Consider the following 22,189-nt stretch of genomic DNA (forward strand, 5'->3'; position numbering starts at 1 on the left):
CGGAGGCGGCGCTACAGCGGTATCCGCACGCCGGCGTTCCACGTGTCGAGGATCCGGTCGATGCGCGCCCGGCACTCCGCGACCTCGCGGCGCGCCGCGGGCGTGTCCTTCCGGCGCAGGACGGCGAGGGCCGCCGACAGGTCCGACCGGGCCAGGGCGAACTCCCCGAGCAGTGCGTCGGGGGCTGCAAGCGTGCGGAGGGCGTCCATGCCCCGTCTTCGTCACCGGGCTCCGGCCCGGATGCGCCCGCACCGGTTCGCGCTCGCGCCACCGGGTAGCGCACGACCCATGTCGTCGGACCGCCGACGGCCATCCCCGACGCCCGAGGAGATCGCTGCCATGAGCATGACCGACGCAGACGCCGCCACCGGCTCCCGCGACATCAAGAACCACGAGACGACGAGCTTCGCCGACCTCGGCAAGGAGATGTGGGCCTACCTCACGGGCAAGGGCGCGGCCATCAACTACGAGTTCGTCGACATGACCGTCGAGGTCCCCCGGGAGACCGGGGCGGACGCCCCCCGCGCGACCTGGAAGCTCAACGGCACGCTGCGGATCACGACCGCCGAGAACGCCAGCCGGGGATGACCGGTCCGCGCGCTCCGCTGAACCTCTCCGGCGAGCTCTCGCTGGAGGTGGACGGGGTGGGCGTGGAGGTGCACGCCGACGGCGCCGACGTCCGGATCGTCACCGAGGACGTCGGCGCCTTCGTGGCCCGGGTCCGCGAGGCGGCGACCGCCCGCAGCGGCGTGGCGCCCGGCCGCCGCGACCTGCGTGGGCTGGCCGAGAGGCTGGCCCGGGCCGGCATCACCGCGCACCTCTCCTCCCCCACGCGCCCGGTGGCCGTGGCCGGCGCCGGGGTCGACTCGCCGGCCGGGGGTCTGCTCCTGGGCACCCGGCGGGTCCGCCCCGGCGCCGCCGTCGTGGTGATCGCCGCCGCCCGCGGCCGCCGGCTGCTGCTGGCCGGGGCCGCGGTCGGGGCGGTCGGCCTGCTCCTGGCCCGCCGCCGCAGCTAGGCGGGCGCCATGTGCCGGGGTCACGCCTCAGTCCGTGCCGCTGATCCGCTCCTCGGCGAGCCGGCGGGTGAACAGCGGGGGCAGGTAGCGCAGCATCAGGGCCGACCACACGACGTGGGTGAGCATCGGTGCCTGGATGCCGCCGGTGATCCGGCGCTGCTGCGCGAAGATCAGGCCCATCGGCACGCTCGCCAGCACGAGGGCCGGATTGCGGGTCGTGGTGGTGGCCAGCCCGTAGACGACCGTCGAGACCAGGACCGGCCGGTCGGCCGCTGCCGCGTAGAGGGCGCCGCGGAAGAACACCTCCTCCGCCAGGCCGTTGGCCAGCGTGGTGGTGAGCACCAGCGGTGCCGACCCCTGGTCGGCGTAGCTGAGCACCGAACCGATCGCCCGCTCCAGCACCGGGATCCGCCGGGCCACCAGCGCCGCGGCGTAGAAGGCCCCGAACGCACCGACCCCGGACAGGACCGGCGTGACCACCGGCCGGCGGAGCTGCTCGCCCCGCCCGAACATCCGCCCCAGGTGCAGCGGCCCGGACGCGAGGCCCCCGGCCACCCAGGTGCCCGCGACCCCCAGGGTCAGCCCGATGAACCGCGGGGAACCGGGCGGCGTCGACAGCGACACCCCGAGCAGCGACGCGCCGGTGACCGCGGTGGCGGCGGTGACGCGCCGGCGGCGCCGGAAGGCCTCGTCGGTCTGCCAGTGGTCGCGGGGCACCCTCCGCAGCAGCGGACCGGCCGCCCGGCGGACCCGGGCGGTGAGGGCGCGGCCGCGGGTCACCGGCGCGCTCCGCGGCTCAGCCAGCCGCCGCGCCGCTCCCGGGCCCGCTGCCGGCGTTCCCGGGCGCGTTCGACCAGGGCGGTCATCACCATCTCGTCGTAGTCCGACGGGTCGAAGGGCACGACCGTGCGGATCGCGTCGTCGGTGACGACGACCTCGTTGGTCATGGAGTCGATGAGCGAGCGCCCCGTCGCCAGGTCGACGTCGGTGACCAGGGCCAGCCAACGGGAGGACAGCTGCGGGCTGAGCAGCGGCACGGGGACGACGAACAGGTGCCGGTTCTGGATGTCGGCGACCCGGATGAGCATCTGCAGGTAGGTGAGCACCTCCGGGCCGCCCACCTCGAACACCCGCCCGGTGGCCTCGGGCGCCTCGAGGACGCCGACCAGGTACCGGACGACGTCGGCGACGGCGATCGGCTGCGTGCGGGTGCTGACCCACCGGGGGGTGATCATGGCCGGCAGGTGCGCCACGAGCTGGCGGGTCATCTCCCACGACACGCCGCCGTGCCCGACCACGATGCCCGCGCGCAGCACGGTCACCGGCACCCCGGTGCTCCCCAGCAGCCGTTCGACCTCACGGCGGCTGCGCAGGTGCTTCGACAAGCGGTCGCCGTCCTTGCCCAGCCCACCGAGGTAGATGATCCGGCCGACCCCGGCCGCGGCGGCCGCCCGGGCGAAGGCGCGCGCCGCCTCGGCGTCCTTGCGCTCGAAGTCCGGGTCGTCCAGGGAGTGCACGAGGTAGTAGGCGGCCTCGCAGCCGGCGAGCGCCGCCCGCAGCGACTCCTCGTCCCCGACGTCCCCGGCGACGGGCGTGCCGGGCCCGTCGTACCGCTCGGGCCGCCGGGTCATCGCCCGGACCTCGTGCCCCGCCTGCTCCAGCGCGGCCGCCAGCCGGCTGCCCACGAACCCGGACGCCCCGGTGACCAGTACCTGCACCGGCCCAGCCTGACGCCCGCGGGCGTCCACCGCGACCGGTCGAGGGCGGGGAGGGCCGCCGCTCAGTGGACGGGGCGGGCTCCGTCCGACCCGGCGCGCGACAGCGTCCGCGCCACACCCCGGACGCCGGCGTACAGCGCGCCGGCCGCGGCGATCCACGGACCGGCGACGATGATCGGGTCCAGCGGCAGGTGCTTGAGGTCCGCGCGGTTCTGACCCACTCGCGACTTCAGGCCGTTGCGGGTGAACTCGGCCTTGACGCCGGTCTCGGTGATCGGGTTGTCCGGGCGCAGGGTGAGGAACGACTTCAGGTGGTGCTCCCATGCGTCCACCCGGTCGCCGAGGACGAGCAGCAGCCAGTGCGCCATCCGCCCCTCGCTGTAGTGGTAGGCGTACCGGCGGATGGCGCCCGCGACGCCCGACAGCGGCTGGGCGGTCCCGAACACCGGGGTGAGCATCCCGTGCTCGGGCGAGCGCTCCCTCGGGTAGGTCTCGGGCTGACGGTCCGGGATCTCCCAGTGCGCGCCGGTGAGGTCCTCCTGGAACTGCAGCTTCGGTACCGACGGGCGGTCCGCGGGGTCGAGGTCCACGCCCCAGCCCGGGATGCGCTGCCGGAGCTGGTCGGACGACTCCGCGATCGGTGGCTTCTGCGGTGTGTAGGTCATCGGAACTCCCCTGCTCACGCTGCGGTCGGGACGACGAGGGGCTTGATGACGCCGTCGAGCTTGGCCGAGAACAGGTGGTAGCCCTCGGCGATGTCCTCGAGCGGGATGCGGTGCGTGACCAGCTCGCTGGGCTTGAGGTAGCCGTTGCGCACGTGCTCGAACAGCCGCGGCCACTGCCGCTTCACCGGGCACTGGTTGGTGTGGATCGTCAGGCCCTTGTTCATCGCGTCGCCGAACTTCACGGCGCTGAAGAGGGGGCCGAAGGCGCCCATGACCGAGATCGTCGCCCCCTTCCGGACGGAGTCGATCGCCCAGTTGAGCGCGACCGGGGAACCGCCCTGCAGCTTGAGCTTGGACGAGGTGACGTGCTGGAGGAGGTTGCCGTCGGCCTCGGCGCCCACGCACTCGATGGCGACGTCGGCCCCGAGCCAGTCGGTGGCCTTCTTCATCTCGAGCACGATGTCGCCGTACCGGGTGAAGTTGTACGTCTCCGCGTGGGCGAACGTCCGTGCCTTCTCCAGCCGGTGGTCCAGGTGGTCGATCACGATGACCCGGCCGGCGCCCATCAACCAGGCCGACTTCGCCGCGATCAGGCCGACCGGCCCGGCGCCGAACACGACGACGACGTCGCCCTCGACGATGTCACCGAGTTGCGCTCCGAAGTAGCCGGTCGCGGTCATGTCGGTGAGCAGGACGGCGTCCTCGTCGGCCATCCAGTCCGGGATCTTGGACGGGCCCACGTCGGCGAACGGCACCCGCACGTACTCCGACTGCCCGCCGTCGTACCCACCGGTGGTGTGCGAGTAGCCGTAGATGCCGCCGACGGCGGTGGCGTTCGGGTTCACGTTGTGGCAGTTCGAGTACAGGCCCCGGGCGCAGTACCAGCACGTGCCGCAGAAGACGTTGAACGGCACCATCACCCGGTCGCCCACCTGGAGGTTCTGCACCGACGACCCGACCTCGTCCACCACGCCGATGAACTCGTGGCCGAAGGTGTGCCCGATCCGGGTGTCCGGCATCATGCCGTGGTAGAGGTGCAGGTCGGAGCCGCAGATCGCCGCGAGCTGCACCCGGACGATCGCGTCGTTGGGATGCTCGATCCTCGGCCGGTCCTTCTCCTCCACCCGGACCTTGTAGGGCCCTCGGTAGGTCATCGCCCGCATCGAACCGCCTCCTGGATCGCCGGCCCCGGGCTCGTGACGGCACACGGGGCGTCCCACCACCGGTGCCGCGCACCGGTCCGTCGACACTGCGCCGGTCGGGCGCTGCGGGGAATCGGCAGATCGACCGATACCCGAGGTGGTCGCACCCGGGTCGGATGAGGCGGTCGCCGAGGAGGTCCGATGAGCCTGACCCGCGCCGTCCACGTCGTGCGGACCAGTCTCTGGCTGATCCCGCTCCTGGGTGTGCTGGCGGGCGTGCTGCTCTGCACGGCCACGCTCTGGCTCGACCGCCGCTCGGGTTACACCCTGGTTCCGCAAGTCCTGACCGGCACGCCCACCGACGTGCAGACGACGCTGTCGATCTTCGCCACCGCGACCGGGTCGCTGATCAGCCTCGTGCTCACCGTGACGCTCGTGGTCGTGCAGCTGGCGATGGCCCAGTTCTCCCCGCGGATCGTGGGCGCGCTCCTGTCGGACCGGTTCAGCCAGGTGGCGATCGGCCTGTTCGGGGCGACCTTCGTCGTCGCCGTGGTCGCCCTGCGGGAGGTGCGCGGATCGGACACCGGCACGGTCCCCGGCCTGTCGGTGCTGCTGAGCTACCTGCTCATGACCGCCAGCCTGGTGACCCTCGTCCTGTTCGTGCACCACTCCGGGCAGAGCATGCGCGCAGCGGGCCTGATCGACCTGGTCGGCGACCGGACCCGCGATCTCGTCGTGTCGTCCTTCCCGGCCCCCGACCAGCCGGTTCCGGGAGCGGAGGGCGACCCGCTCGTCGTGCCGGCCCCCGAGCCGGGGAACGTGGTGCGGGTCGACCGTGCGGGACTGGTCGCGGCCGCGCAGCACGCGGGCTGCGTCCTCGAGCTGGTGCCCGTCATGGGCGAGTTCGTGGCGGGCGGAGCACCGCTGTGCCGCGTCCACGCCGGGCCCGCGCCGTCCGGGGACGTGGCCGTGGCGGCCGCGCGGCTCCGGGACCGGGACGTCGCGCGGCTGGTCGTGGTCGGTCCCGAACGGGTGCACACGGAGGACGCCGCCTACGGGCTGCGCAAGCTCGTCGACATCGCGGAGCGGTCGATAGCCCAGCCGTTCGACGACCCCACGACGACCCTGCAGGCGCTGCACCGGCTGCACGACCTGCTGCGCCAGCTCGCCGTCCGACCCCTGCCCTCGGGCGAGCACCGCGACGCCGCCGGCGTGGTCCGGCTCGTGGAGCGGACGCTGTCGTGGGAGGGCTACGTCCGGCTGGCGTTCGACGAGATCCGCCTCGCCGGCGCCGCCACGCCGCAGGTGACCCGGCGGCTGTGCGCGGCCCTGGCGGACCTGAAGGAGGTGGCACCGCCCGACCGGCAGGCACCGCTGGATCGCCAGCTCCGGCTGCTGACCGCCGCCGTCCACCGGGCCTACGAGGACGACGAGGACGTGGTGGCGGCCCTGACACCGGACACCGAGGGCCTCGGCTCGGGAGCCGACGTCACGGTCCCCGTGCGCCTCGGCGGCCCCCGGCCGGACGGCGTCGTCCGGCCGGGTGCGCGCGTCGCGGGTTAGCGCCCGTTCCCTGCCGCAGGTCTCATGCGCCCGGGGGCCGCGACACGCTGGGGTGCAACCCGCTCCGCCACCGGAACGACGCCTCGGAGGGGATCGTCAGAGGCAGGTGCTCGGGGGCCGAGGGCCGGGCGAGCAGGTACCCGCACGCCGAGTCCACCCCCAGCGCGCTGAGCGCGGTCAGCTGCGGCAGCGTCTCGACCCCCTCGGCGATCACGTGGGCGTCGATGGCCCGGGCCAGCGTCACGATGCCGGACACGAAGGCCTCTCCGCGAGGCGTGGCCAGGTCGTGGACGAAGGACTTGTCGATCTTGACGACGTCGACCGGGAACTCGTTCAGCCGGGCCAGCGAGCTGTAGCCCGTGCCGAAGTCGTCGACGGCGATCGCCACCCCGAGATCGTGCAGCCGGCAGAGGACCTGCCCCGCCCCGGAGCCGTCCGCGAGGGCCGACTCGGTCACCTCGATGCCCAGGCGCTCGGCCGGAAGCCCGGCACGGTCGAGCTCGGCGGCGATCCGGTCGGGGAGGCTCCGGTCGACCAGCTGCTGCGGGGACACGTTGACCCAGACCCGGAGCCCCGGCAGGTGCCGCCACCGGCGGGCCTGCTCGACGGCGCGGGCCAGCACCTGCTCGCCGACGCGGCCGACGAGGCCGGTCTCCTCCGCCACCGGGATGAAGTCCTGCGGGCCGACCAGGCCACGGAGGGGGTGCCGCCAGCGGACCAGGGCCTCCACGTGGCAGATCCGCTCCTGCCGGAGATCGAAGGCGGGCTGGTACTCGACGAAGAGCTCGTCCCGGTCGAGGGCCTGGCGCAGGTCGCTCTCGAGCTCGACCCGGCGCACCGACTCGACGTGCATCTGCTCGTCGAACCAGACGACCCGGTCCCGCCCGTCGGCCTTGGCCCGGTGCACCGCCGCGCCGGCCTCCCGGAGCAGGATGTCGAGATCCGGCGCGCCCGCCGCGGCCAGGCCCACGCTGGCGGTGACCAGCAGGCGGGCCCCCACGTCGACCACCTCCCGGCCGATGGCGACGACCTGGTCGGCGAAGCGGCCGGCCTCCGCGGTGGACCGGTCCACGAGCAGCGCGACGAACTCGTCGCCGCCGAAGCGGGCCAGCGCATCGGCCGGTCCGGTCACGGCGGCCAACCGCCGGGCGAACCCGACCAGCACCCGATCACCGGCGGCGTGCCCGAGGCTGTCGTTGACCAGCGTGAACCGGTCGAGGTCGACGAAGGCCAGGGTGAGCCGGGCGTCCGGGCGCTCCGCGAGCACCCGTTCCACCTCCAGCCGCAGACCGGCGCGGCTCAGCAGGCCCGTGAGCTCGTCCCTCGTCGCCCGGTGCGCGAGGACGCGCTGCGCCCGGTCGGCAGCCTCGCGGGCGACCCGCTCCGCCTCGAGCAGGCGCTCCCGCTCCCGCTCCCGGGCCCGCCGTTCGGAGATGTCGCGGAAGTAGATGGCGATCCCGCCACGGCGCAGGGGGTACACGCGGGCCTCGCACCACAGGTCCGCCGCGTCGTAGCGCGCCTCCAGGGTGGCGGGACGGCCGGAGCGGGCCACCTGCCGGTAGACCGCCTCGAAGTCGGAACCGACGAGCGAGGGGAAGCGCACCCAGATGTCCTGCCCCACGACGTCCTCGCGGGCGACGCCGAGGCGGGCCTCGGCCTTCGCGTTGAGGTAGGTCATCCGCCATGCGGCGTCGACGCCGATGTACATGTCGCTGATGGACTCGAGGCTGTCCAGCATCTCGTCCGCCGATCGCGTGGTGGCCTCCGCCCGCTCCGCCGCCGCCTCCTCCGCGGTGCCCACGTCCCGCAGGGAGACGTAGACCCCGGGGCGGTCGCCGTCGAGGAAGGTCCCCGTGGTCACCTCGGTGGCGACGGTCGATCCGTCGCCACGGACGAACTGGACGACGCCCCGGAACGCGCTGGTGCGGTCCCTCAGGCCGAGCACCTCGCTCCAGCGCCGGTCGGCGCCCCCGGTGAGTCCCGCGAGACCGAGCTCCACGAGCTCGTGCTCCGTCCGGCCGAGGAGTTCGCACGCCCGGGCGTTCGCGGCGAGGACCTGCCCCTCGGCGGTACCGATGAGCATCCCGTCCAGGCTGTGGACGACCAACGCCTCGTAGACGCCGTTGCGGAGCGTCGGGGTCACCGGGTGGGACGTCATACCCCGCGTATCGGCGCCCGGATCATTCCGGTTGACCCGGTTCCGCAATTTGGGTGAGCAACCGCACCGGACGGGCGGCCGCTTCAGCCACCCGGGCGGAAGACCGCCCGCACGCAGCCGTCCTCCTTGTCCTTGAACATCCGGTAGCCCTTCGGCCCGTCGTCGAGCGGCATCACGTGGGTGGCGAGGTGCTCGGTCCTGACCTCGTCCCGGCTCATCAGGTCGAGGATCTCGGGCACGTAGCGCTGTCCGTGCTGCTGGGCGCCGCGCAGGGTCAGCGCCTTGTTCATCACCGCGCCCATCGGGAACTTGTCGACCAGGCCGCCGAACACACCGAGCGCGAACACCGTCCCGCCCTTGCGGCAGGCGTAGATGGCCTCCCGGAGGGCGGTGGGCCGGTCCGACTGCAGCCGCATCTGCTGCTTCACCTGGTCGTACAGGTACTGCGGGCCCGGGCTGTGCGCCTCCATGCCCACCGCCTCGATGCACACGTCCGGCCCCCGGCCGCCGGTCATCTCCCGGAGCTCCCCGGGGACGTCGACCTCCTCGTAGTCGAGCGTCTCCGCCCCGACGTGCGTCCGGACCTGGGCGAGCCGGTTGTCGAACCGGTCGATGACCACGACCCGCTCGGCGCCCATCAGGATCGCCTTGCGCGCTGCCATCTGCCCCACACCGCCGGCTCCCCACACCGCGACGACGTCCCCGGGCTGCACACCGGCCTGGTCCGCCCCCGTCCAGCCGGTGGGGGCCGCGTCGGAGGCGAACAGCGCCCGCTCGTCGGAGACGCCGTCGGGGATCGCGAACGCCCCGTTGTCGGCGTACGGCACCCGGATGTAGGGCGCGTGGCTGCCCGCCCAGCCGCCCATGGCGTGGGAGTACCCGAAGCAGCCGCCTATCGACTGGCCCCACAGGCCCTCGGTGATCCCCGGGTTGGGATTGCCGTTGTCGCACAGCGACCACAGCCCCTGCGTGCAGTACCAGCACTGCCCGCAACCGATGAACGAGACCACCACCACGCGGTCGCCCACCTTGTGCTTCGTCACCCCCCGCCCGACCTCGGCGACCCGGCCCATGAACTCGTGCCCGAGCACGTCACCGGCGCGCATCGCGGGGATGTAGCCGCCCACGAGGTGCAGGTCCGAGCCGCAGGTCACCGACAGGCCGACCTCGAGGATGATGTCGTGGTCGTTGAGGATCTTCGGTTCCGGGACGTCCTCCACGCCGATCTCGTTGACGCCCCGCCAGGTGATCGCCTTCATCGCACACCTGCCTTGGGCGCCACCTTGGTCCAGGCCTCCAGCAACATGCCACCGGGGGTCGCCGACCGCTTGCCGTGCGGTGCGGGATCGACCGCGAGCACCTCACCCACCTCGATCAGCTGTTTCGCCCGGCGCAACGCGGAGCGCAGGTCGGCCTGCGGGTCGCTGCCGCTGAGCCGGCCGAGGGGGCCCGCCGACGACCGGTCGGGCAGCCGGGCGGCCAGCTCGGCGCCCTTGCCGCCCGGGGCCGGCCGGACCCGGACCTCGATCCGGTCGCCGAGCTCGGCCAGCGGTGCCGGCAGCCGGGTGGGGTCGACGTCGGACGGCTCGCGGAACACCGTCACCGCAAGCCACCCCGACGCCGGCCGCGCGCCGTCGGCCGGCCGGGTGGCCGAGGGGTCGATCGCCGACCGCACCTGGCGGACGACGCTGCCACCCGCGCGGGCGGCGAGGGAGGCCACGGTGCCGAACGAGGAAGTCACGCGGCACCTCCCGCGGCGGCGGGCTGCGGCGCACGGGAGAACTCCTGCACGATCCGCGCGCAGAACGCCGGCAGGTCGTCGGGCGACCGGCTGGTGGTGATGTTGCCGTCGGTGACGACCTCCTCGTCCACCACCTCGGCCCCTGCGTTGCGCAGGTCCGTGCGGATGCTCGAGAACGACGTCAGCCGCCGTCCCCGCGCGACGTCGGCCTCGACGAAGGTCCACGGCCCGTGGCAGATGCTGGCCACAGGCTTCCCCGACCGGACGAAGTCCCGCACGAAGTCCACCGCCGCCGGCTGCATGCGCAGCTGGTCCGGGTTCACGGTGCCACCCGGCAGGAGCAACGCGTCGTACTCGTCCACCGACGCTGCGCCGACCAGCCGGTCGACCGCGAAGGTGCCGGCGTCCTGCAGGTCGTTGTTGCGTGCCTGGATCTCACCGTCGTGGATCGACAGCACCTCGGTGCGCGCACCCGCGTCGTCCAGCGCCCGCCGGGGCTGCTCGAGCTCGACCCGCTCCACCCCGTCGGCCGCGAGGATCGCGACCCGCCGTCCGTTCAGCTCCCCTGCCATCTCAGGCGCCCGCCATCGCCGGGTGGAGCACGACCTTGGTCCAGCCCTCGTCCCGGTTGTCGAAGTGCTCGTAGGCCTCCGGCGCCTGGTCCAGGGGCAGCTCGTGGCTCACGATGAACGACGGCTCGGCCTTGCCCGCGGCGATGAGGTCGCGCAGCTGGCGGTTGTACTTCTTGACCGGCGCCTGGCCGCTGCCGATCTTCTGGCCCTTGAACCAGAACATGCCGAAGTCGAAGGCGAGCTTCCCCTGCTGGGCCAGCTCGTCGGCGGCCCCGGGGTCCTGGGGGATGTACACCCCGACGACGCCGATGGTCCCGGTGAACCGCACGGAGGCCACCAACCGGTTCATCGTGAGGTTGGCCTGCTCCTGCCCGTCGGGTTCGTGCGCCTGGTAGCCGACGCACTCGCAGCCGTTGTCGGCGCCCAGCCCCATCGTCTGGTCGAGGACGGCCTGCACCGGGTCGACCTTCGAGTCGTCGATGGCGATCGCGCCGATCGACTCGGCCAGCCGCAGCCGGTCGGGGTGCCGGTCCACGACCATCACCTTGCCGGCGCCGCGGATGGTCGCCGAGAGCGCGGCCATGAGGCCGACCGGGCCCGCCCCGTAGATGACCGTCTGGTCGCCGGGCTTCACGTCGGCCATCTCGGTGGCGTGGTAGCCGGTCGGGAAGATGTCGGCGAGCATCACGTAGTCGGTCTGGCGCTGCTCGGCGTCCTCACCGAGCCGCAGGCAGTTGAAGTCGCCCCAGGGCACGCGCAGCAGCTCTGCCTGTCCCCCGGCCCAGGGGCCCATGTCGGCGAAGCCGTACGCGGCGCCGGCCATCTTCGGCTCCGGCTGGGCGGTCAGGCAGTAGTTCGTGAGCTGCCGCTCGCAGTTCTTGCAGTGCCCGCAGGCGATGTTGAACGGCAGCACGACCCAGTCGCCGACCCGGACCTTGTCGACCCCGTCGCCGACCTCGATCACCTGGCCGAGGTTCTCGTGGCCGAACCAGCGGCCGGTCTCGAAGTCGGTCCGGCCCTCGTACATGTGCAGGTCCGAGCCGCAGATGTTCGCCGAGGTGATCCGCACCAGGACGTCGGTCGGCCGCTCGATGCGCGCATCGGGTACGTCCGTGACGCTGACCTGTCGCGGACCCTCGTACACCACTGCCTTCACGTTCACTCCTCCGTCGCGGCGGCCCCCGGCGCACCGGGCGCGGGGTCGGACCCTGATCGAACGCGCGACGGGCGGGGGCGGGTATCGGCAGACATGCCGATACCGGGCGGCGGTCGGTGGGCGGGCCGGCCTCAGACGCCGGCGGCACCCTCCACCGGACGCCGCCGGGCGGCCGTGACGAGGACCTCCGGTTCGTCCGCTGCCGCGACGAGGTGGTCGACGAGATGACGGACAGCGGCACGGGCCGGTCGGCGCCAGACGATCTCCAGGTCGAGGAGCAGGGGCGGATCCAGCGGTCGCACGGCGATCCCGTCGACGTGCAGCTGCTCGGCCACCCCGAGGATCGCAGGGGCGACGCCGGAACCGGATGCGACGGCACGCAGCATCGCCTCGGGACTGTTGATGAGGTCGGGCTCGATGACGACCTGTCCCGGCCGCACTCCTCCCGGCAGCAGGTGGTCCAGGGACCGCTGCCAGACGCCCGCGAACGGCGAGAACGGGAACATCACCACCCGCTCGCGGCCGACCGCGGCGGCCGGGATCCGCGCGCGCTCGGCGAGCGGGTGCCCGGTCGGCAGGGCGATCCCCCACTGCACCGTGCCGAGGACGACGGCGTCGAGGTCACGGTGCTCCGGCGGGCGGTTCCAGACCACCGCCGCATCCGCCCGCCCCTGGCGGACGGACTCGACGGCGTCGTCCCCGGGGCTGGAGGACACGGTGACCTCGACTCCCGGGACGGCCGTGCCCACGAGCCGCAGCGGGCCGTCGAGGACCCGCTCGGCCATGGTGCAGACCCGGAGCGCCACCTGCTCCCGACGGTCGGGGCCCGCCGAGCGGACGTCCTGGCGGGCCCGGTCCAGCTCGCTGAGGATGACCCTGGCCCGCTCGGCGAGGACGCGCCCCGCCGGCGTCAGCTCGGCTCCGCGGGACGTGCGGTCGAAGAGCGTGACGCGCAGGTCGCGTTCCAGCGCCTGGATCTGCTGGGACAGCGAGGGAGCGGCGATGTGCAACCGGCGCGCGGCCGCGGCGAAGCGCCGCTCCTCGGCCACGGTGAGGAAGTACCTGAGCTGCCGGAGTTCCACGGGGCAGGCTATCCCCGGCGACCTGAGGCGAACCACCCGCGGGGCGCGGTGCCACCGTCCCGTCGGCCGTCCGCGGCCGGGGGTCGGGTTGCGCCTCACGGGCCTGCGGTTCTACGTCACGCCACGCGTGGTGGACCAGCGGGTCCGGCGGTAACCCTGACGCATCGACGTCCACCGATCGAGCAGCCGGTGCGGGTCGGGGCGGCGGACGGCCCGCCCGGGCCGACGTCCGAGGGAGCCGGTATGAGCGCACACCAGCACGCGGAGTTGGTTCTCGCCGGGACAGCCGCCTCGGCGGGCAGCACGTCCGAGCGCGGCGAGGCCCTGCTCGAGGTCCTCCGCCGGGTCGTCCCGTTCGACGGTGCCTGGCTGGCGCTCGTCGACCCGTTCGGGTCCGGGTACCGCCCCCTGGCCAGCGCCAACCTGGACCGCCCGGTCGTGGACTTCCTCTCCGGCCCCTTGATGGCCGCCGACATCGCGATGACCGGGACCGACCGGGCGCGCCCCCCGTTGAGCCCGTCCGACCTGCCTTACCCGGCCGCAGAGCTGCCGACCTGGGCGGAGTGCCTCTACCCGGCAGGGATCCAGGAGGCGCTGGCCGTCGCCCTGTTCTGCCCCGAGGGCCGCCACGTCGGCTTCCTCGCCCTGCTCTCGGGCGGGCGTCAGCCCCCGGCCCCGGAGGTGCGTCGCCGGCTCGCGCGCGTGGCGCCGGCCCTCGCGCACGGCATCGACCCCATGCGGTCGCTCCTGACCGCCGCACGCCTGGTGCGGGGAGCCATGGCCGGCGTGGTGCTGTGCGCGGACGGCGGCACCTCTCCGCTGCCGGGCCTGCCGGCCGATCCCTTGCTGGGTCCCTCCTCCCCCGTACTGATCGCAGCGCGGGAGCGGATCGATGACGGGGCCATCTGCTCGTCGTTCCTCTGGCCGAGGGGCGGCCCGCACGCCCCGGACGGGCACGTGCGCATCAGTGTGCTGGCTGCGCCCGACGACGTGCCACCGGGATGGGCCGCCGTCGCGCTGCTGTCGCCGCCAACCGATCTGCACGAGCTGACGCCGCGGGAGCTGGAGGTCCTGGGCCTCCTGGTCGAGGGGTGCTCGAACCAGGAGATCGCCCGCGCGCTCGTCGTCGCCCCGCGGACGGTGGCCGCCCACCTCGAGCACATCCTGGTCAAGCTCCAGGCACCCACCAGGACCCTCGCCGCGGTCCGCGCCGAGCGCGACGGGCTCTACGTCCCGCACCTGCCCCACCGGGCGTGAGGCGGACCGTCCGCCCGGTGCGGCCGCCGACTCCCTCAGCGGGCGCGGTGGTCCTGGGGCGTGGTCAGCCGGAGGCTCTCGGGCAGCGCCCGCAGCGCCTCGAGCAGCCCGGCCGGCAGCTCGGCGTTGACGTCGGTGAGGACGTAGCCGAGCTCCCCGCGCGTGGCCAGCACCTGGCCGTCGACGTTGAGGCCGTGCTCGCCGACGAGGGCGTCGACCCGGGCCAGGACGCCGGGCACGTTCCGGTGCAGCAGCGCGAACCTCGCGGCCGACTGCCCGTGCAGCACGACGACGGGCAGGTTGACGCTGAGCGTCGTCGTCCCGGCCCGTGAGTAGTCGACGAGCTTGCCGGCGACGAAGCGTCCGATGTCGTGCTGCGCCTCCTGCGTGGACCCGCCGACGTGCGGCGTGAGGACGACGTTGGGCAGCCCGCGGAGCACCGAGTCGAAGGGGTCCCCCTGCTCCCGCGGCTCCTCGGGGAACACGTCGACGGCGGCACCGGCGATGTGGCCGCTGACGATGTGGTCGCGCAGCGCCTCGTGGTCCACGACGAACCCGCGGGAGAGGTTGAGGAACAGGCTGCGGGGGCGCATCCGGGCGAACTGCTCGGCACCGAAGAGGCCGGCATTCCCACCGCGGCCGTCCACGTGCAGCGTGACCGCCTCCGCCCGCTCGAGCAGCTCGTCCAGGGTGTCGCACCGCTCGGCGTTGCCGAGGGCGAGCTTGTCCTCGAGGTCGTAGTAGACGACCCGCATGCCCAGCGCCTCGGCCAGCACCGACAGCTGGCTGCCGATGTTGCCGTAGCCCACGATGCCCAGCGTCCGCCCGCGGATCTCGTGGCTGCCGGCCGCCGACTTGTCCCAGGTGCCGGAGTGCAGCGCCCGGTCCCGGTCGACCAGCCGCCGGGCCAGGATGATGATCTCGGCCAGCGCCATCTCGACCACGCTGCGCGTGTTGGAGAACGGCGCGTTGAACACCGCGACCCCGGCCCGCGCGGCGGCCCCCAGGTCGATCTGGTTGGTGCCGATGCAGAAGGCGCCCACGGCCTGCAGCTCGGGGCGTGCCCGCACCACCTCGGCGGTCACCTGGGTCTTCGACCGGATCCCCAGCACCGTGACGCCCTCGAGCGCGGCGATCAGATCGGCCTCGTCCAGGGCTCCGCGCAGTGACTGCACCTCGAACCCGGCGGTGGAGAGGAGCTCCACCGCCACCGGGTCGATGTTCTCCAGCAGCAGGGCTTTCGGCACGGCGACGTCCTCCTCGACCGCAGGACCAGCGGCGGTCTGCGGCAGGTCGAGTATCCGGATCCGCCGAGGCGTCGGTGAGCCCGGGCACCGCAGAAGGCCGGTTCGCCGGCACCCGGCCCGCCGCCGGGTGCCTCCAGTGCCGGCTCCCGACGGGGTGCAGGTCGTCCCCCGCTGTCCGCGAGCGCCCCTCGGCGACCAGCCCGGTCCGGTGCGCCGGCTCGGCTACGGAGCGGACGCCCCCGTGTGGTTGCCAGGCGTCGTCCAGGCTCCGTCCAGCCGGAGCGCAGCCGATCCGACGACCGTGGCGGCATGCCCGCCACCTCCGCTCCGCCCGCGGCGCCCACCCGGGGCGCCCTGCGGGTCGCGCTGGTCTGCGCCGGTGCCGTCGTCGTCGCGCTCACGCTGACGCCGCAGGGCACCGGCTGGGCCTGGGCGCCGCCGGTGTCCGAGGCGCGGTGGTACGCGACCGGTCTGGACTCCGCCCCGACGCTGCTGCAGCTGCTCGGCAACCTGGGCCTGCTCGTCGTGCCGGCCGCGCTCGCGGTGCTGCTCTGGCCGTCGCTGCGCTCGCCGATCCGGCTGGCCGGCGCAGCGCTCGCCGCGGGCGGGAGCATCGAGCTGCTGCAGTGGGCGCTGTCCGTGGGGCGCGTAATCTCGCCGCTGGACGCCGCGCTCAACGCCACGGGCGCCGTCGTCGCCGGCCTGCTCGTCGCCGCCACCCGGTCCGCCGGGCACCCGGTCTCTGAGCGGAGCCGCACCTCCGGGTGACGGGAGCGCCGCAGGCCGTGCCCGCCGTGGCACCCGGGCCGTAGCGTGACCGGCGTGTCCGCGGCCCCCGCTCCCGGCAGCGAGGGCTGGTGGCGCGGGCACGAGGAGCGGCTGGCCCGCCGCCGCCCGCACACCGACGGCCTCACCCTGGAGCTGGTGCTGGCCGAGGCGCTCGCGCTGGTCGACGCCGAGGGGATGGACGCGCTGACCGTCCGGGCGCTGGCCACCCGGCTGGGCACCGGCAGCTCCACGCTGTACCGGCACGTCGCCAGCCGGGACGAGCTGCTCGTGCTGCTGGTCGACGCGGTGCTCGGCGAGGTGCGCCTCCCGGACCCGGAGCTGCCCGGCCGGGAGCGCGTCGAGCGGCTGTCGACCGAGCTGCGCCGGGTGCTGCGCAGCCACCCGCACGTCGTCCCGGCCCTCGGCACCGCGCCGCTGCGCGGGCCCAACGCGCTCCGCGCCTCCGCCTGCGGGCTGGACAACCTGCTCGCCGCCGGCCACCCGCCCGACCGCGCCCGGGCTGCCTACCTGGCGCTGCTGGACTACGTGCTCGGCTCGGTCGCCTTCGGCGCCGCGGCGGAGACGGCCGGCCGCGCCCACGAGGGACGCGGCGACAGCGACGAGGTGTTCGCGTTCGGGCTGGCGACCTTCCTGGACGGCCTCGAGAGGGGCTGACAGACGCGAGCGGCGCTCGCTAGTGTCCCGGGTCACACCCCGAGGAGGCACCGTGGCCCGTCCCACCCCCGCCGACGAGCAGCTCGTCCACCAGCTGCCCGAGCTGCTGCCGGCCATCGCGACACCGCACCCGCACTGGCGCGAGAGCCACTTCTTCGACATCCACGACCCGTCGGGCGACGGGGACGCCGTCTTCTTCACGATGGCCGTGCGCCCCACCCAGGACACGATGGACAGCCTGCAGATGGGCCGGGTCGGCGGGCAGCAGATCCTGCACGGCAGCGCCCGGCCGCTGGGTGAGGACCCGCAGACCCCCGAGGTGCCCGGCGCCCGCGTCGAGATCGTGAAGCCGTGGCAGGAGGTCCGGCTCTGGGCCGATCCGGAGGTCAGCCCGATCGGCGTCGACCTGCTGTTCACCGCCCGCACCCAGCCCTACGGCCTGCGCCGCGGCACGATGCGGGCGACCGACGGCGTGGTCTGGGACCAGAGCCACGTCCTGCAGTCCGGGACCTTCACCGGCACCTACACCGTCGAGGGCGTCGAGCACCGCGTCGATGGCTGGACCGGCCAGCGCGACCACTCGTGGGGCATCCGCGACCACGGCCGCTGCCCGCTGTGGATCTGGTTCCAGATCCAGCTCGAGGACGGGATGCTCGGCGTCTGGCACTGGGAGCTGGCCAACGGCGCGCGGATCTACACCGACGGCTGCTGGGCCGGCGCCGACGGCAGCGAGCCGGTCCCGGTGGTCGGGTTCGACTACGACGTCGACTGGCGGGACGCCGGCGGGTCCGTGGTCGCGTACGGGAAGCACGGCGAGCAGGTGGCCGGCCTCGCGGGCAGCTGCCGGTTCACCCTCGCCGACGGCCGGACGATCGACGTCGAGGCCGAGGGCGACTTCGTCCGGCCCTACGAGCCGTTCCACCGGGGCGGGCTCAACGTGGTCCGGGTGCGCACCGGCGACGGGCGGAGCGGCACCGCGGTCTACGAGGTGACCGGCGCCCGGCACCACCGCTTCTTCCCCGACACCGACGTCGACGGGATCCTGCCGTGCTGAGCATCGCCGACACCCCCGAGGCCCTCACCCCGGAGTGGCTGACCGCCGCCCTCACCGCGTCGGGCGCCCTCGCCGGGGCGCGCGTCGTCACCGCCGCGCCCGAGCCCCTGGGCACCGGCCAGATGTGCGACAGCGTGCGGATCCGCCTCTCCTACGACGAGCCGGGTGCGGGGCCGGCGACGCTGGTCGCCAAGCTGCCCGCCGCCGACGAGGGCAGCCGCGCCACCGCCAAGGCGTTCCGCTCCTACGAGAAGGAGGTGCGCTTCTACCAGCAGCTGGCCGACCGGCTGCCGGTGCGCACCGCGCGCGTGCACCACGCCGACCTCGACACGGAGACGGCGTCGTTCGTGCTGCTCCTGGAGGACCTCGACCCCGCCCGCCCCGGCGACCAGCTGCGGGGCTGCGACGTCGAGGTGGCGGCCGCCGCCGTCGCCGAGCTGGTCAAGCTGCACGCGCCGCTGTGGGACGACCCCTCGCTGGCGCAGCTGGACTGGCTGCACGGCGACCCGGAGGGCCGGGGCGCGCTGCTCAAGGAGGTCCTGCCGCTGCTGTGGTCGGGCTTCCAGGAGCGGTACGCAGCCGAGCTCCTGCCGCACGTGAAGCAGGCCGGGGACATCTACTTCGGCCGGCTGGACGCCGGGCCGGCGGGCGACCGCGCCCGGACGATCACGCACACCGACTACCGGCTGGACAACCTGCTCATCGCCCCGGACGGCACGGTGACCGTGGTCGACTGGCAGACCTGCGGCACCGGCGTGGGGCCCAGCGACGTCGCGTACTTCCTCGGCGCCGGCCTGGCCCCCGACGAGCGGCGCGAGGCCGAGGACCGGCTGGTCCGCGAGTACCACGACGGCCTGCTCGCCGCGGGCGTCACGGGCTACGACTGGGCGGACTGCTGGCTGGACTACCGGCGCGGCACCTGGTCGGGCCTGTCGATGGCCGTGCTCGCCTCGATGAGCGTGAAGCGCACCGACCGCGGCGACGCGATGTTTCTCGCCATGGCCGACCGGCACGCCCGGCACGCCCTCGACCTCGACGCCGCCGACGTCCTCGCCTGACCCCCGCTCCCCCACCCCCGAGGAGAAGCCCACCGTGACCGAGCACCGCATGACCATCAACGGGGAGCAGCACTCCTCCCCCGACACCTTCGAGGTGATCAACCCCGCGACGGGTGAGCCGTTCGCGCGCGCCCCGGAGGCCACCGCCCAGCAGCTGGATGACGCCATGGCCGGCGCCGACCGGGCCTTCCGCTCCTGGAAGCGCGACGACGACGCGCGCCGCGACGCGCTGCGGCTGGCCGCCAAGGCGCTGGGCGACGCCACGCCGCAGATCGCCACGCTGCTCACCCAGGAGCAGGGCAAGCCTCTCCCCGAGGCCATGTTCGAGGTCATGGGCGTCGGCATGTGGCTGCAGTACTACGCCGACCTCGAGGTCGAGCGGGAGATCCTCCAGGACGACGACGCCGCCTTCGTCGAGGTCGTGCGCCGGCCGATCGGCGTCGTCGCCGCCATCGCGCCCTGGAACTTCCCGCTGCTGCTGTCGTCCTGGAAGATCGCCCCGGCCCTGCGCGCCGGCAACACCGTCGTCCTCAAGCCCTCCCCGTACACGCCGCTGTCGTCGCTGGCGATGGTGGAGGTGCTGAACCAGGCCCTGCCGCCGGGCGTCCTCAACATCGTCACCGGCGGGGACTCCCTCGGCGCGGCGATGACCGCGCACCCGACGCCGCGCAAGGTGAGCTTCACCGGCTCGATCAGCGCCGGCAAGAAGGTCGCGGTCGCCTCGGCCGCGGACCTCAAGCGGGTCACCCTCGAGCTCGGCGGCAACGACCCCGCGATCGTGCTCGACGACGCCGACCCCGCCGTCGTCGGCAAGCAGCTGTTCCACGCGGCGTTCCAGAACAACGGCCAGACCTGCGTCGCGGTGAAGCGCGTCTACGTGCCGGAGAGCCTGCACGACGCGGTGGTCGACGCCCTCGTCGCCGAGGCGAGCAGCGTCGTCGTGGGCGACGGGATGGACGAGGCGACCAAGCTCGGCCCGATCCAGAACCGGCCGCAGTTCGACCGGGTCGCGAGCCTGGTCGACGGCGCGCTCTCCTCCGGTGCGCGCGCCGCCGCCGGCGGGGCGGCGCTGGACCGGCCGGGCTACTTCTTCGCCCCGACCATCCTCACCGACGCCGCGGACGGCACCGCGATCGTGGACGAGGAGCAGTTCGGTCCCGCGCTCCCGGTCATCGCCTACCGGGACCTCGACGACGCGATCGAGCGCGCGAACGCCACCACGTTCGGCCTCGGCGCCTCGGTGTGGGCCACCGACACCGAGCGCGGCGAGACCGTCGCCCGCCAGCTCGACGCAGGCTCCGCGTGGGTGAACACGCACGCCGCGCTCGCCCCGAACCTGCCCTTCGGCGGGCTGAAGTGGAGCGGCGTCGGGGTGGAGAACGGCCCGTGGGGCCTCAAGGGCTTCACGGACATGCAGCTGCTCAACCGCCGCAAGAAGTAGGCCCGCGCCGTGCGCCCCGACCTCCGTCTGCTCCTGCCACGTCAGGTCGACCGGTACCGGGGCGCACGGTGGGCCCTCGTCGTCCTGGTGGTCTACGCGGTGCTGACGACGGCGCGCAGCCTGGTGCACGTGCTCGCGCCGGACAGCGGTGCGGGGTCGATCGCGACCATCGACCTCGACGTCGAGGGCGGGACCAACGCCGTCGCGCTGCTCGGGCAGTGGGGCGGCGCGCAGCTGCTGCTGGCGCTGCTGGCGTGGGTGGTCCTCGTGCGCTACCGCGGGCTGGTCCCGCTGGTGCTGGCCGGAGCTGTGCTGGAGGCGCTGCTCCGGCTGCTCGTCGGGGCGCTCAAGCCGCTGGAGACCACCGGCACGCCGCCCGGGGCCCCCGGCACCTGGGTGGCGCTGGTCGTGTGCGGGGCGGCGACGGTCGCCGCGCTCACCCCCCGCCGTGAGGTGACCGTCGGCTAGCGGCCGGTGTGCCCGTCCCGCATCGCCAGGGCGAAGGGGACGGCGAGCAGCGCGCAGGCCGCGGTGAGCAGGTAGACGACGACGAACGGGCCCTCGGTCGTGGCGTCGCCGGCCAGAGCCGTGAACAACCCGATGCCGACCACCGCCCCGATCTGGTTGGCCGTCTGCTGCAGCGACGTCGCGAGCCCGAAGTCCTGCTCGTCCACCGCGTGCCCCATGGCCGAGACCAGGCCCGGTTGCGCGTGGCCGAAGGCCCATCCGGAGAACGGCAGCGCGATCGCGATGGCGACCACCGAGGTGGTGAGCGCCCCGAGCGACATCGACGCCATGACCAGCCCGAGCCCGGCCGCGGCGGCGACCACCATCCGCCGCTCGCCGAAGCGCTGGCCCCACCGCGACGCCGTCGGCGCCGCCGCCACGATGAACACCGCCCGCGGCACGCTCAGCAGCGAGGTCAGGCCGGCCGAGAGCCCCATCACCGACTGCATGAGCAACGGGGTGAGCACGAAGTTGCCCATCCACCCCGCGCCCAGCAGGAAGCTCGCGGCGGTGACCACGCGCGTGTTGCGCGAGGAGAGCACCCGCAGCGGCAGCAACGGCGAGGAGGCGCGGCGCTCGATCCGCACCAGCGCCCACAGGGCGAACGGCGCGACGGCCAGGCACGCCAGGGGCAGCGGCGACCAGCCCCACACCCCGAGCCGGTTGATGCCGAACGTCAGGCACAGGGTGAGCAGCGCCAGGGCCAGGGCACCGGGGACGTCGAGCGGCACCCGGACCCGGTCGCGCGGGTCCTTCGGCAGGACGGGCAGGGCCGCGAGCAGCGCCCCGGCGCAGACGGCCGCCTGGACGACGAAGATGACCCGCCACCCGACGAGGTCGACCAGCGGGCCACCGATGACCACACCGACGACGGCGGCGCCGGCGAGCACGGCCGAGGCGAGCGAGGAGACGCGCACCCGCTCATGGGGCGGGAACGCGCGGAAGAGCATCGCGAACGAGCTCGGGATGGTGGCCGCCGAGCCCAGCTGCGAGATGGTCCGCGCGGCGATCAGGCTGCCGGCGTTCCACGCGAGCGCCGTCGCCACCGCGAACGTCGCGGCGACGAGCATGCCGGTGAGGAACAGCCGCCGGTGCCCGCGCAGGTCGCCGAGCCGGCCCAGCAGCGGCGTGGAGACCGCGGCGGCCAGCAGCGGCGCCGTCGTCACCCAGAGCACCGTCGAGGGCGTGGAGCCCAGGTCGACCGCGATCGGCTGGACGGCGATGGTGAGGATCGTCGCCGGGAAGGTCGTGGCGAACATGCCGGACTGGCAGGCCAGCAGGATCCAGCGGCGCCGACCGGGATCGGGGACGTCGGGTCGCTCGTCGGCCGCTCCGCCGTCGTCCATCGTCCCCGCTCTCCCGTCCCTGC

Annotated in this window: 23 protein-coding genes; 10 read left to right on the plus strand and 13 right to left on the minus strand. The window is 74.1% G+C overall.

All coding sequences use genetic code 11. The annotated features are described in order from the left end of the window. Nucleotides 1–11: 11 nt before the first annotated feature. Nucleotides 12–209, minus strand: a complete 198-nt coding sequence (locus tag ACI79H_RS09935; RefSeq protein WP_456554212.1) for a hypothetical protein — start codon at nt 207–209, stop codon at nt 12–14. Nucleotides 210–339: 130 nt separating this feature from the next. Here ACI79H_RS09935 and ACI79H_RS09940 point away from each other — a divergent pair, with 130 nt between their 5' ends. Next, the gene (locus tag ACI79H_RS09940; protein ID WP_456554213.1) at nt 340–588 is read left to right on the plus strand and encodes a hypothetical protein; all 249 of its coding nucleotides are present in this window, start codon (nt 340–342) and stop codon (nt 586–588) included. Further along, the gene (locus tag ACI79H_RS09945; RefSeq protein WP_456554214.1) at nt 585–1,016 is read left to right on the plus strand and encodes a hypothetical protein; all 432 of its coding nucleotides are present in this window, start codon (nt 585–587) and stop codon (nt 1,014–1,016) included. Before ACI79H_RS09940 ends, ACI79H_RS09945 begins: the two co-directional genes overlap by 4 nt. 27 nt (nt 1,017–1,043) lie before the next feature. On the opposite strand, the gene ACI79H_RS09950 is transcribed toward ACI79H_RS09945, so the two are convergent. From ACI79H_RS09950 to ACI79H_RS09965, 4 genes are all read right to left on the minus strand, one after another. Continuing rightward, a complete protein-coding gene (locus ACI79H_RS09950; RefSeq protein WP_456554215.1) occupies nt 1,044–1,796 on the minus strand; it encodes a CPBP family intramembrane glutamic endopeptidase in 753 nt (250 codons plus the stop codon). Next, on the minus strand, nt 1,793–2,734 hold the full coding sequence (locus tag ACI79H_RS09955; protein ID WP_456554216.1) for an NAD(P)H-binding protein: 942 nt from the start codon (nt 2,732–2,734) through the stop codon (nt 1,793–1,795). The genes ACI79H_RS09950 and ACI79H_RS09955 overlap by 4 nt, the downstream gene beginning before the upstream one ends. 62 nt (nt 2,735–2,796) lie before the next feature. Then, nucleotides 2,797–3,399: a hypothetical protein gene (locus tag ACI79H_RS09960; protein WP_456554217.1), complete on the minus strand. Its 603-nt coding sequence runs from the start codon at nt 3,397–3,399 to the stop codon at nt 2,797–2,799. A 14-nt stretch (nt 3,400–3,413) separates the two neighbouring features. Beyond that, entirely contained in the window at nt 3,414–4,553 is a 1,140-nt protein-coding gene (locus tag ACI79H_RS09965) for a zinc-dependent alcohol dehydrogenase (protein ID WP_456554218.1), read from the minus strand. 189 nt (nt 4,554–4,742) lie between these two features. Between ACI79H_RS09965 and ACI79H_RS09970 the strand changes: the two genes are divergently transcribed. Beyond that, nucleotides 4,743–6,104 carry a DUF2254 domain-containing protein gene (locus ACI79H_RS09970; RefSeq protein ID WP_456554219.1) on the plus strand — a complete coding sequence of 454 codons (1,362 nt, stop codon included), beginning with the start codon at nt 4,743–4,745 and terminating at the stop codon, nt 6,102–6,104. Between the two features lie 22 nt (nt 6,105–6,126). Here ACI79H_RS09970 and ACI79H_RS09975 read toward each other — a convergent pair whose 3' ends face one another. From ACI79H_RS09975 to ACI79H_RS10000, 6 genes are all read right to left on the minus strand, one after another. Next, nucleotides 6,127–8,247 carry a putative bifunctional diguanylate cyclase/phosphodiesterase gene (locus ACI79H_RS09975; protein WP_456554220.1) on the minus strand — a complete coding sequence of 707 codons (2,121 nt, stop codon included), beginning with the start codon at nt 8,245–8,247 and terminating at the stop codon, nt 6,127–6,129. A gap of 98 nt (nt 8,248–8,345) precedes the next feature. Then, on the minus strand, nt 8,346–9,521 hold the full coding sequence (locus ACI79H_RS09980; RefSeq protein ID WP_456554221.1) for a zinc-dependent alcohol dehydrogenase: 1,176 nt from the start codon (nt 9,519–9,521) through the stop codon (nt 8,346–8,348). Beyond that, on the minus strand, nt 9,518–10,003 hold the full coding sequence (locus tag ACI79H_RS09985) for a hypothetical protein (RefSeq protein ID WP_456554222.1): 486 nt from the start codon (nt 10,001–10,003) through the stop codon (nt 9,518–9,520). The genes ACI79H_RS09980 and ACI79H_RS09985 overlap by 4 nt, the downstream gene beginning before the upstream one ends. Next, nucleotides 10,000–10,575: a type 1 glutamine amidotransferase domain-containing protein gene (locus ACI79H_RS09990; protein ID WP_456554223.1), complete on the minus strand. Its 576-nt coding sequence runs from the start codon at nt 10,573–10,575 to the stop codon at nt 10,000–10,002. The genes ACI79H_RS09985 and ACI79H_RS09990 overlap by 4 nt, the downstream gene beginning before the upstream one ends. Nucleotide 10,576: 1 nt before the next feature. After that, a complete protein-coding gene (locus ACI79H_RS09995) occupies nt 10,577–11,731 on the minus strand; it encodes a glutathione-independent formaldehyde dehydrogenase (RefSeq protein WP_456554224.1) in 1,155 nt (384 codons plus the stop codon). 131 nt (nt 11,732–11,862) lie between these two features. Continuing rightward, the gene (locus ACI79H_RS10000) at nt 11,863–12,813 is read right to left on the minus strand and encodes a LysR family transcriptional regulator (protein ID WP_456554225.1); all 951 of its coding nucleotides are present in this window, start codon (nt 12,811–12,813) and stop codon (nt 11,863–11,865) included. Nucleotides 12,814–13,056: 243 nt separating this feature from the next. Between ACI79H_RS10000 and ACI79H_RS10005 the strand changes: the two genes are divergently transcribed. Further along, complete coding sequence (locus tag ACI79H_RS10005) at nt 13,057–14,070, plus strand: response regulator transcription factor (RefSeq protein WP_456554226.1); 1,014 nt, start codon at nt 13,057–13,059, stop codon at nt 14,068–14,070. 35 nt (nt 14,071–14,105) lie between these two features. Here the strand turns inward: ACI79H_RS10005 and serA are convergent, their stop codons facing one another. Then, on the minus strand, nt 14,106–15,317 hold the full coding sequence (gene serA / locus ACI79H_RS10010) for a phosphoglycerate dehydrogenase (protein ID WP_456554227.1): 1,212 nt from the start codon (nt 15,315–15,317) through the stop codon (nt 14,106–14,108). 309 nt (nt 15,318–15,626) lie between these two features. Between serA and ACI79H_RS10015 the strand changes: the two genes are divergently transcribed. From ACI79H_RS10015 to ACI79H_RS10040, 6 genes are read left to right on the plus strand one after another with little or no spacing between them, the layout of a single operon-like run. Further along, entirely contained in the window at nt 15,627–16,085 is a 459-nt protein-coding gene (locus ACI79H_RS10015; protein WP_456554228.1) for a VanZ family protein, read from the plus strand. A 54-nt stretch (nt 16,086–16,139) separates the two neighbouring features. Then, nucleotides 16,140–16,760, plus strand: a complete 621-nt coding sequence (locus tag ACI79H_RS10020; protein ID WP_456554229.1) for a TetR/AcrR family transcriptional regulator — start codon at nt 16,140–16,142, stop codon at nt 16,758–16,760. A 52-nt stretch (nt 16,761–16,812) separates the two neighbouring features. Then, nucleotides 16,813–17,814 (plus strand): hypothetical protein, encoded by a 1,002-nt coding sequence (locus tag ACI79H_RS10025; protein WP_456554230.1) that lies wholly within the window; start codon nt 16,813–16,815, stop codon nt 17,812–17,814. Next, nucleotides 17,808–18,872 carry an aminoglycoside phosphotransferase family protein gene (locus tag ACI79H_RS10030; protein ID WP_456554231.1) on the plus strand — a complete coding sequence of 355 codons (1,065 nt, stop codon included), beginning with the start codon at nt 17,808–17,810 and terminating at the stop codon, nt 18,870–18,872. The genes ACI79H_RS10025 and ACI79H_RS10030 overlap by 7 nt, the downstream gene beginning before the upstream one ends. Before the next feature lie 34 nt (nt 18,873–18,906). Then, on the plus strand, nt 18,907–20,313 hold the full coding sequence (locus ACI79H_RS10035; RefSeq protein WP_456554232.1) for an aldehyde dehydrogenase family protein: 1,407 nt from the start codon (nt 18,907–18,909) through the stop codon (nt 20,311–20,313). Between the two features lie 9 nt (nt 20,314–20,322). Further along, nucleotides 20,323–20,781, plus strand: a complete 459-nt coding sequence (locus tag ACI79H_RS10040; protein WP_456554233.1) for a hypothetical protein — start codon at nt 20,323–20,325, stop codon at nt 20,779–20,781. Here the strand turns inward: ACI79H_RS10040 and ACI79H_RS10045 are convergent. Then, the gene (locus ACI79H_RS10045) at nt 20,778–22,166 is read right to left on the minus strand and encodes an MFS transporter (RefSeq protein WP_456554234.1); all 1,389 of its coding nucleotides are present in this window, start codon (nt 22,164–22,166) and stop codon (nt 20,778–20,780) included. The two genes, ACI79H_RS10040 and ACI79H_RS10045, sit on opposite strands and share 4 nt — an antisense overlap. Nucleotides 22,167–22,189 lie beyond the last annotated feature (23 nt).

The organism is Blastococcus sp. SYSU D01042, assembly GCF_054050515.1.

What these genes read in the sequence shown, in the direction of transcription:
- ACI79H_RS09935 (WP_456554212.1), bottom strand. Translation starts at nt 209, where the DNA reads ATGGACGCCCTCCGCACGCTTGCAGCCCCCGACGCACTGCTCGGGGAG.
- ACI79H_RS09940 (WP_456554213.1), top strand. Translation starts at nt 340, where the DNA reads ATGAGCATGACCGACGCAGACGCCGCCACCGGCTCCCGCGACATCAAG.
- ACI79H_RS09945 (WP_456554214.1), top strand. Translation starts at nt 585, where the DNA reads ATGACCGGTCCGCGCGCTCCGCTGAACCTCTCCGGCGAGCTCTCGCTG.
- ACI79H_RS09960 (WP_456554217.1), bottom strand. Translation starts at nt 3,399, where the DNA reads ATGACCTACACACCGCAGAAGCCACCGATCGCGGAGTCGTCCGACCAG.
- ACI79H_RS09965 (WP_456554218.1), bottom strand. Translation starts at nt 4,553, where the DNA reads ATGACCTACCGAGGGCCCTACAAGGTCCGGGTGGAGGAGAAGGACCGG.
- ACI79H_RS09970 (WP_456554219.1), top strand. Translation starts at nt 4,743, where the DNA reads ATGAGCCTGACCCGCGCCGTCCACGTCGTGCGGACCAGTCTCTGGCTG.
- ACI79H_RS09980 (WP_456554221.1), bottom strand. Translation starts at nt 9,521, where the DNA reads ATGAAGGCGATCACCTGGCGGGGCGTCAACGAGATCGGCGTGGAGGAC.
- ACI79H_RS09990 (WP_456554223.1), bottom strand. Translation starts at nt 10,575, where the DNA reads ATGGCAGGGGAGCTGAACGGACGGCGGGTCGCGATCCTCGCGGCCGAC.
- ACI79H_RS10005 (WP_456554226.1), top strand. Translation starts at nt 13,057, where the DNA reads ATGAGCGCACACCAGCACGCGGAGTTGGTTCTCGCCGGGACAGCCGCC.
- ACI79H_RS10015 (WP_456554228.1), top strand. Translation starts at nt 15,627, where the DNA reads ATGCCCGCCACCTCCGCTCCGCCCGCGGCGCCCACCCGGGGCGCCCTG.
- ACI79H_RS10045 (WP_456554234.1), bottom strand. Translation starts at nt 22,166, where the DNA reads ATGGACGACGGCGGAGCGGCCGACGAGCGACCCGACGTCCCCGATCCC.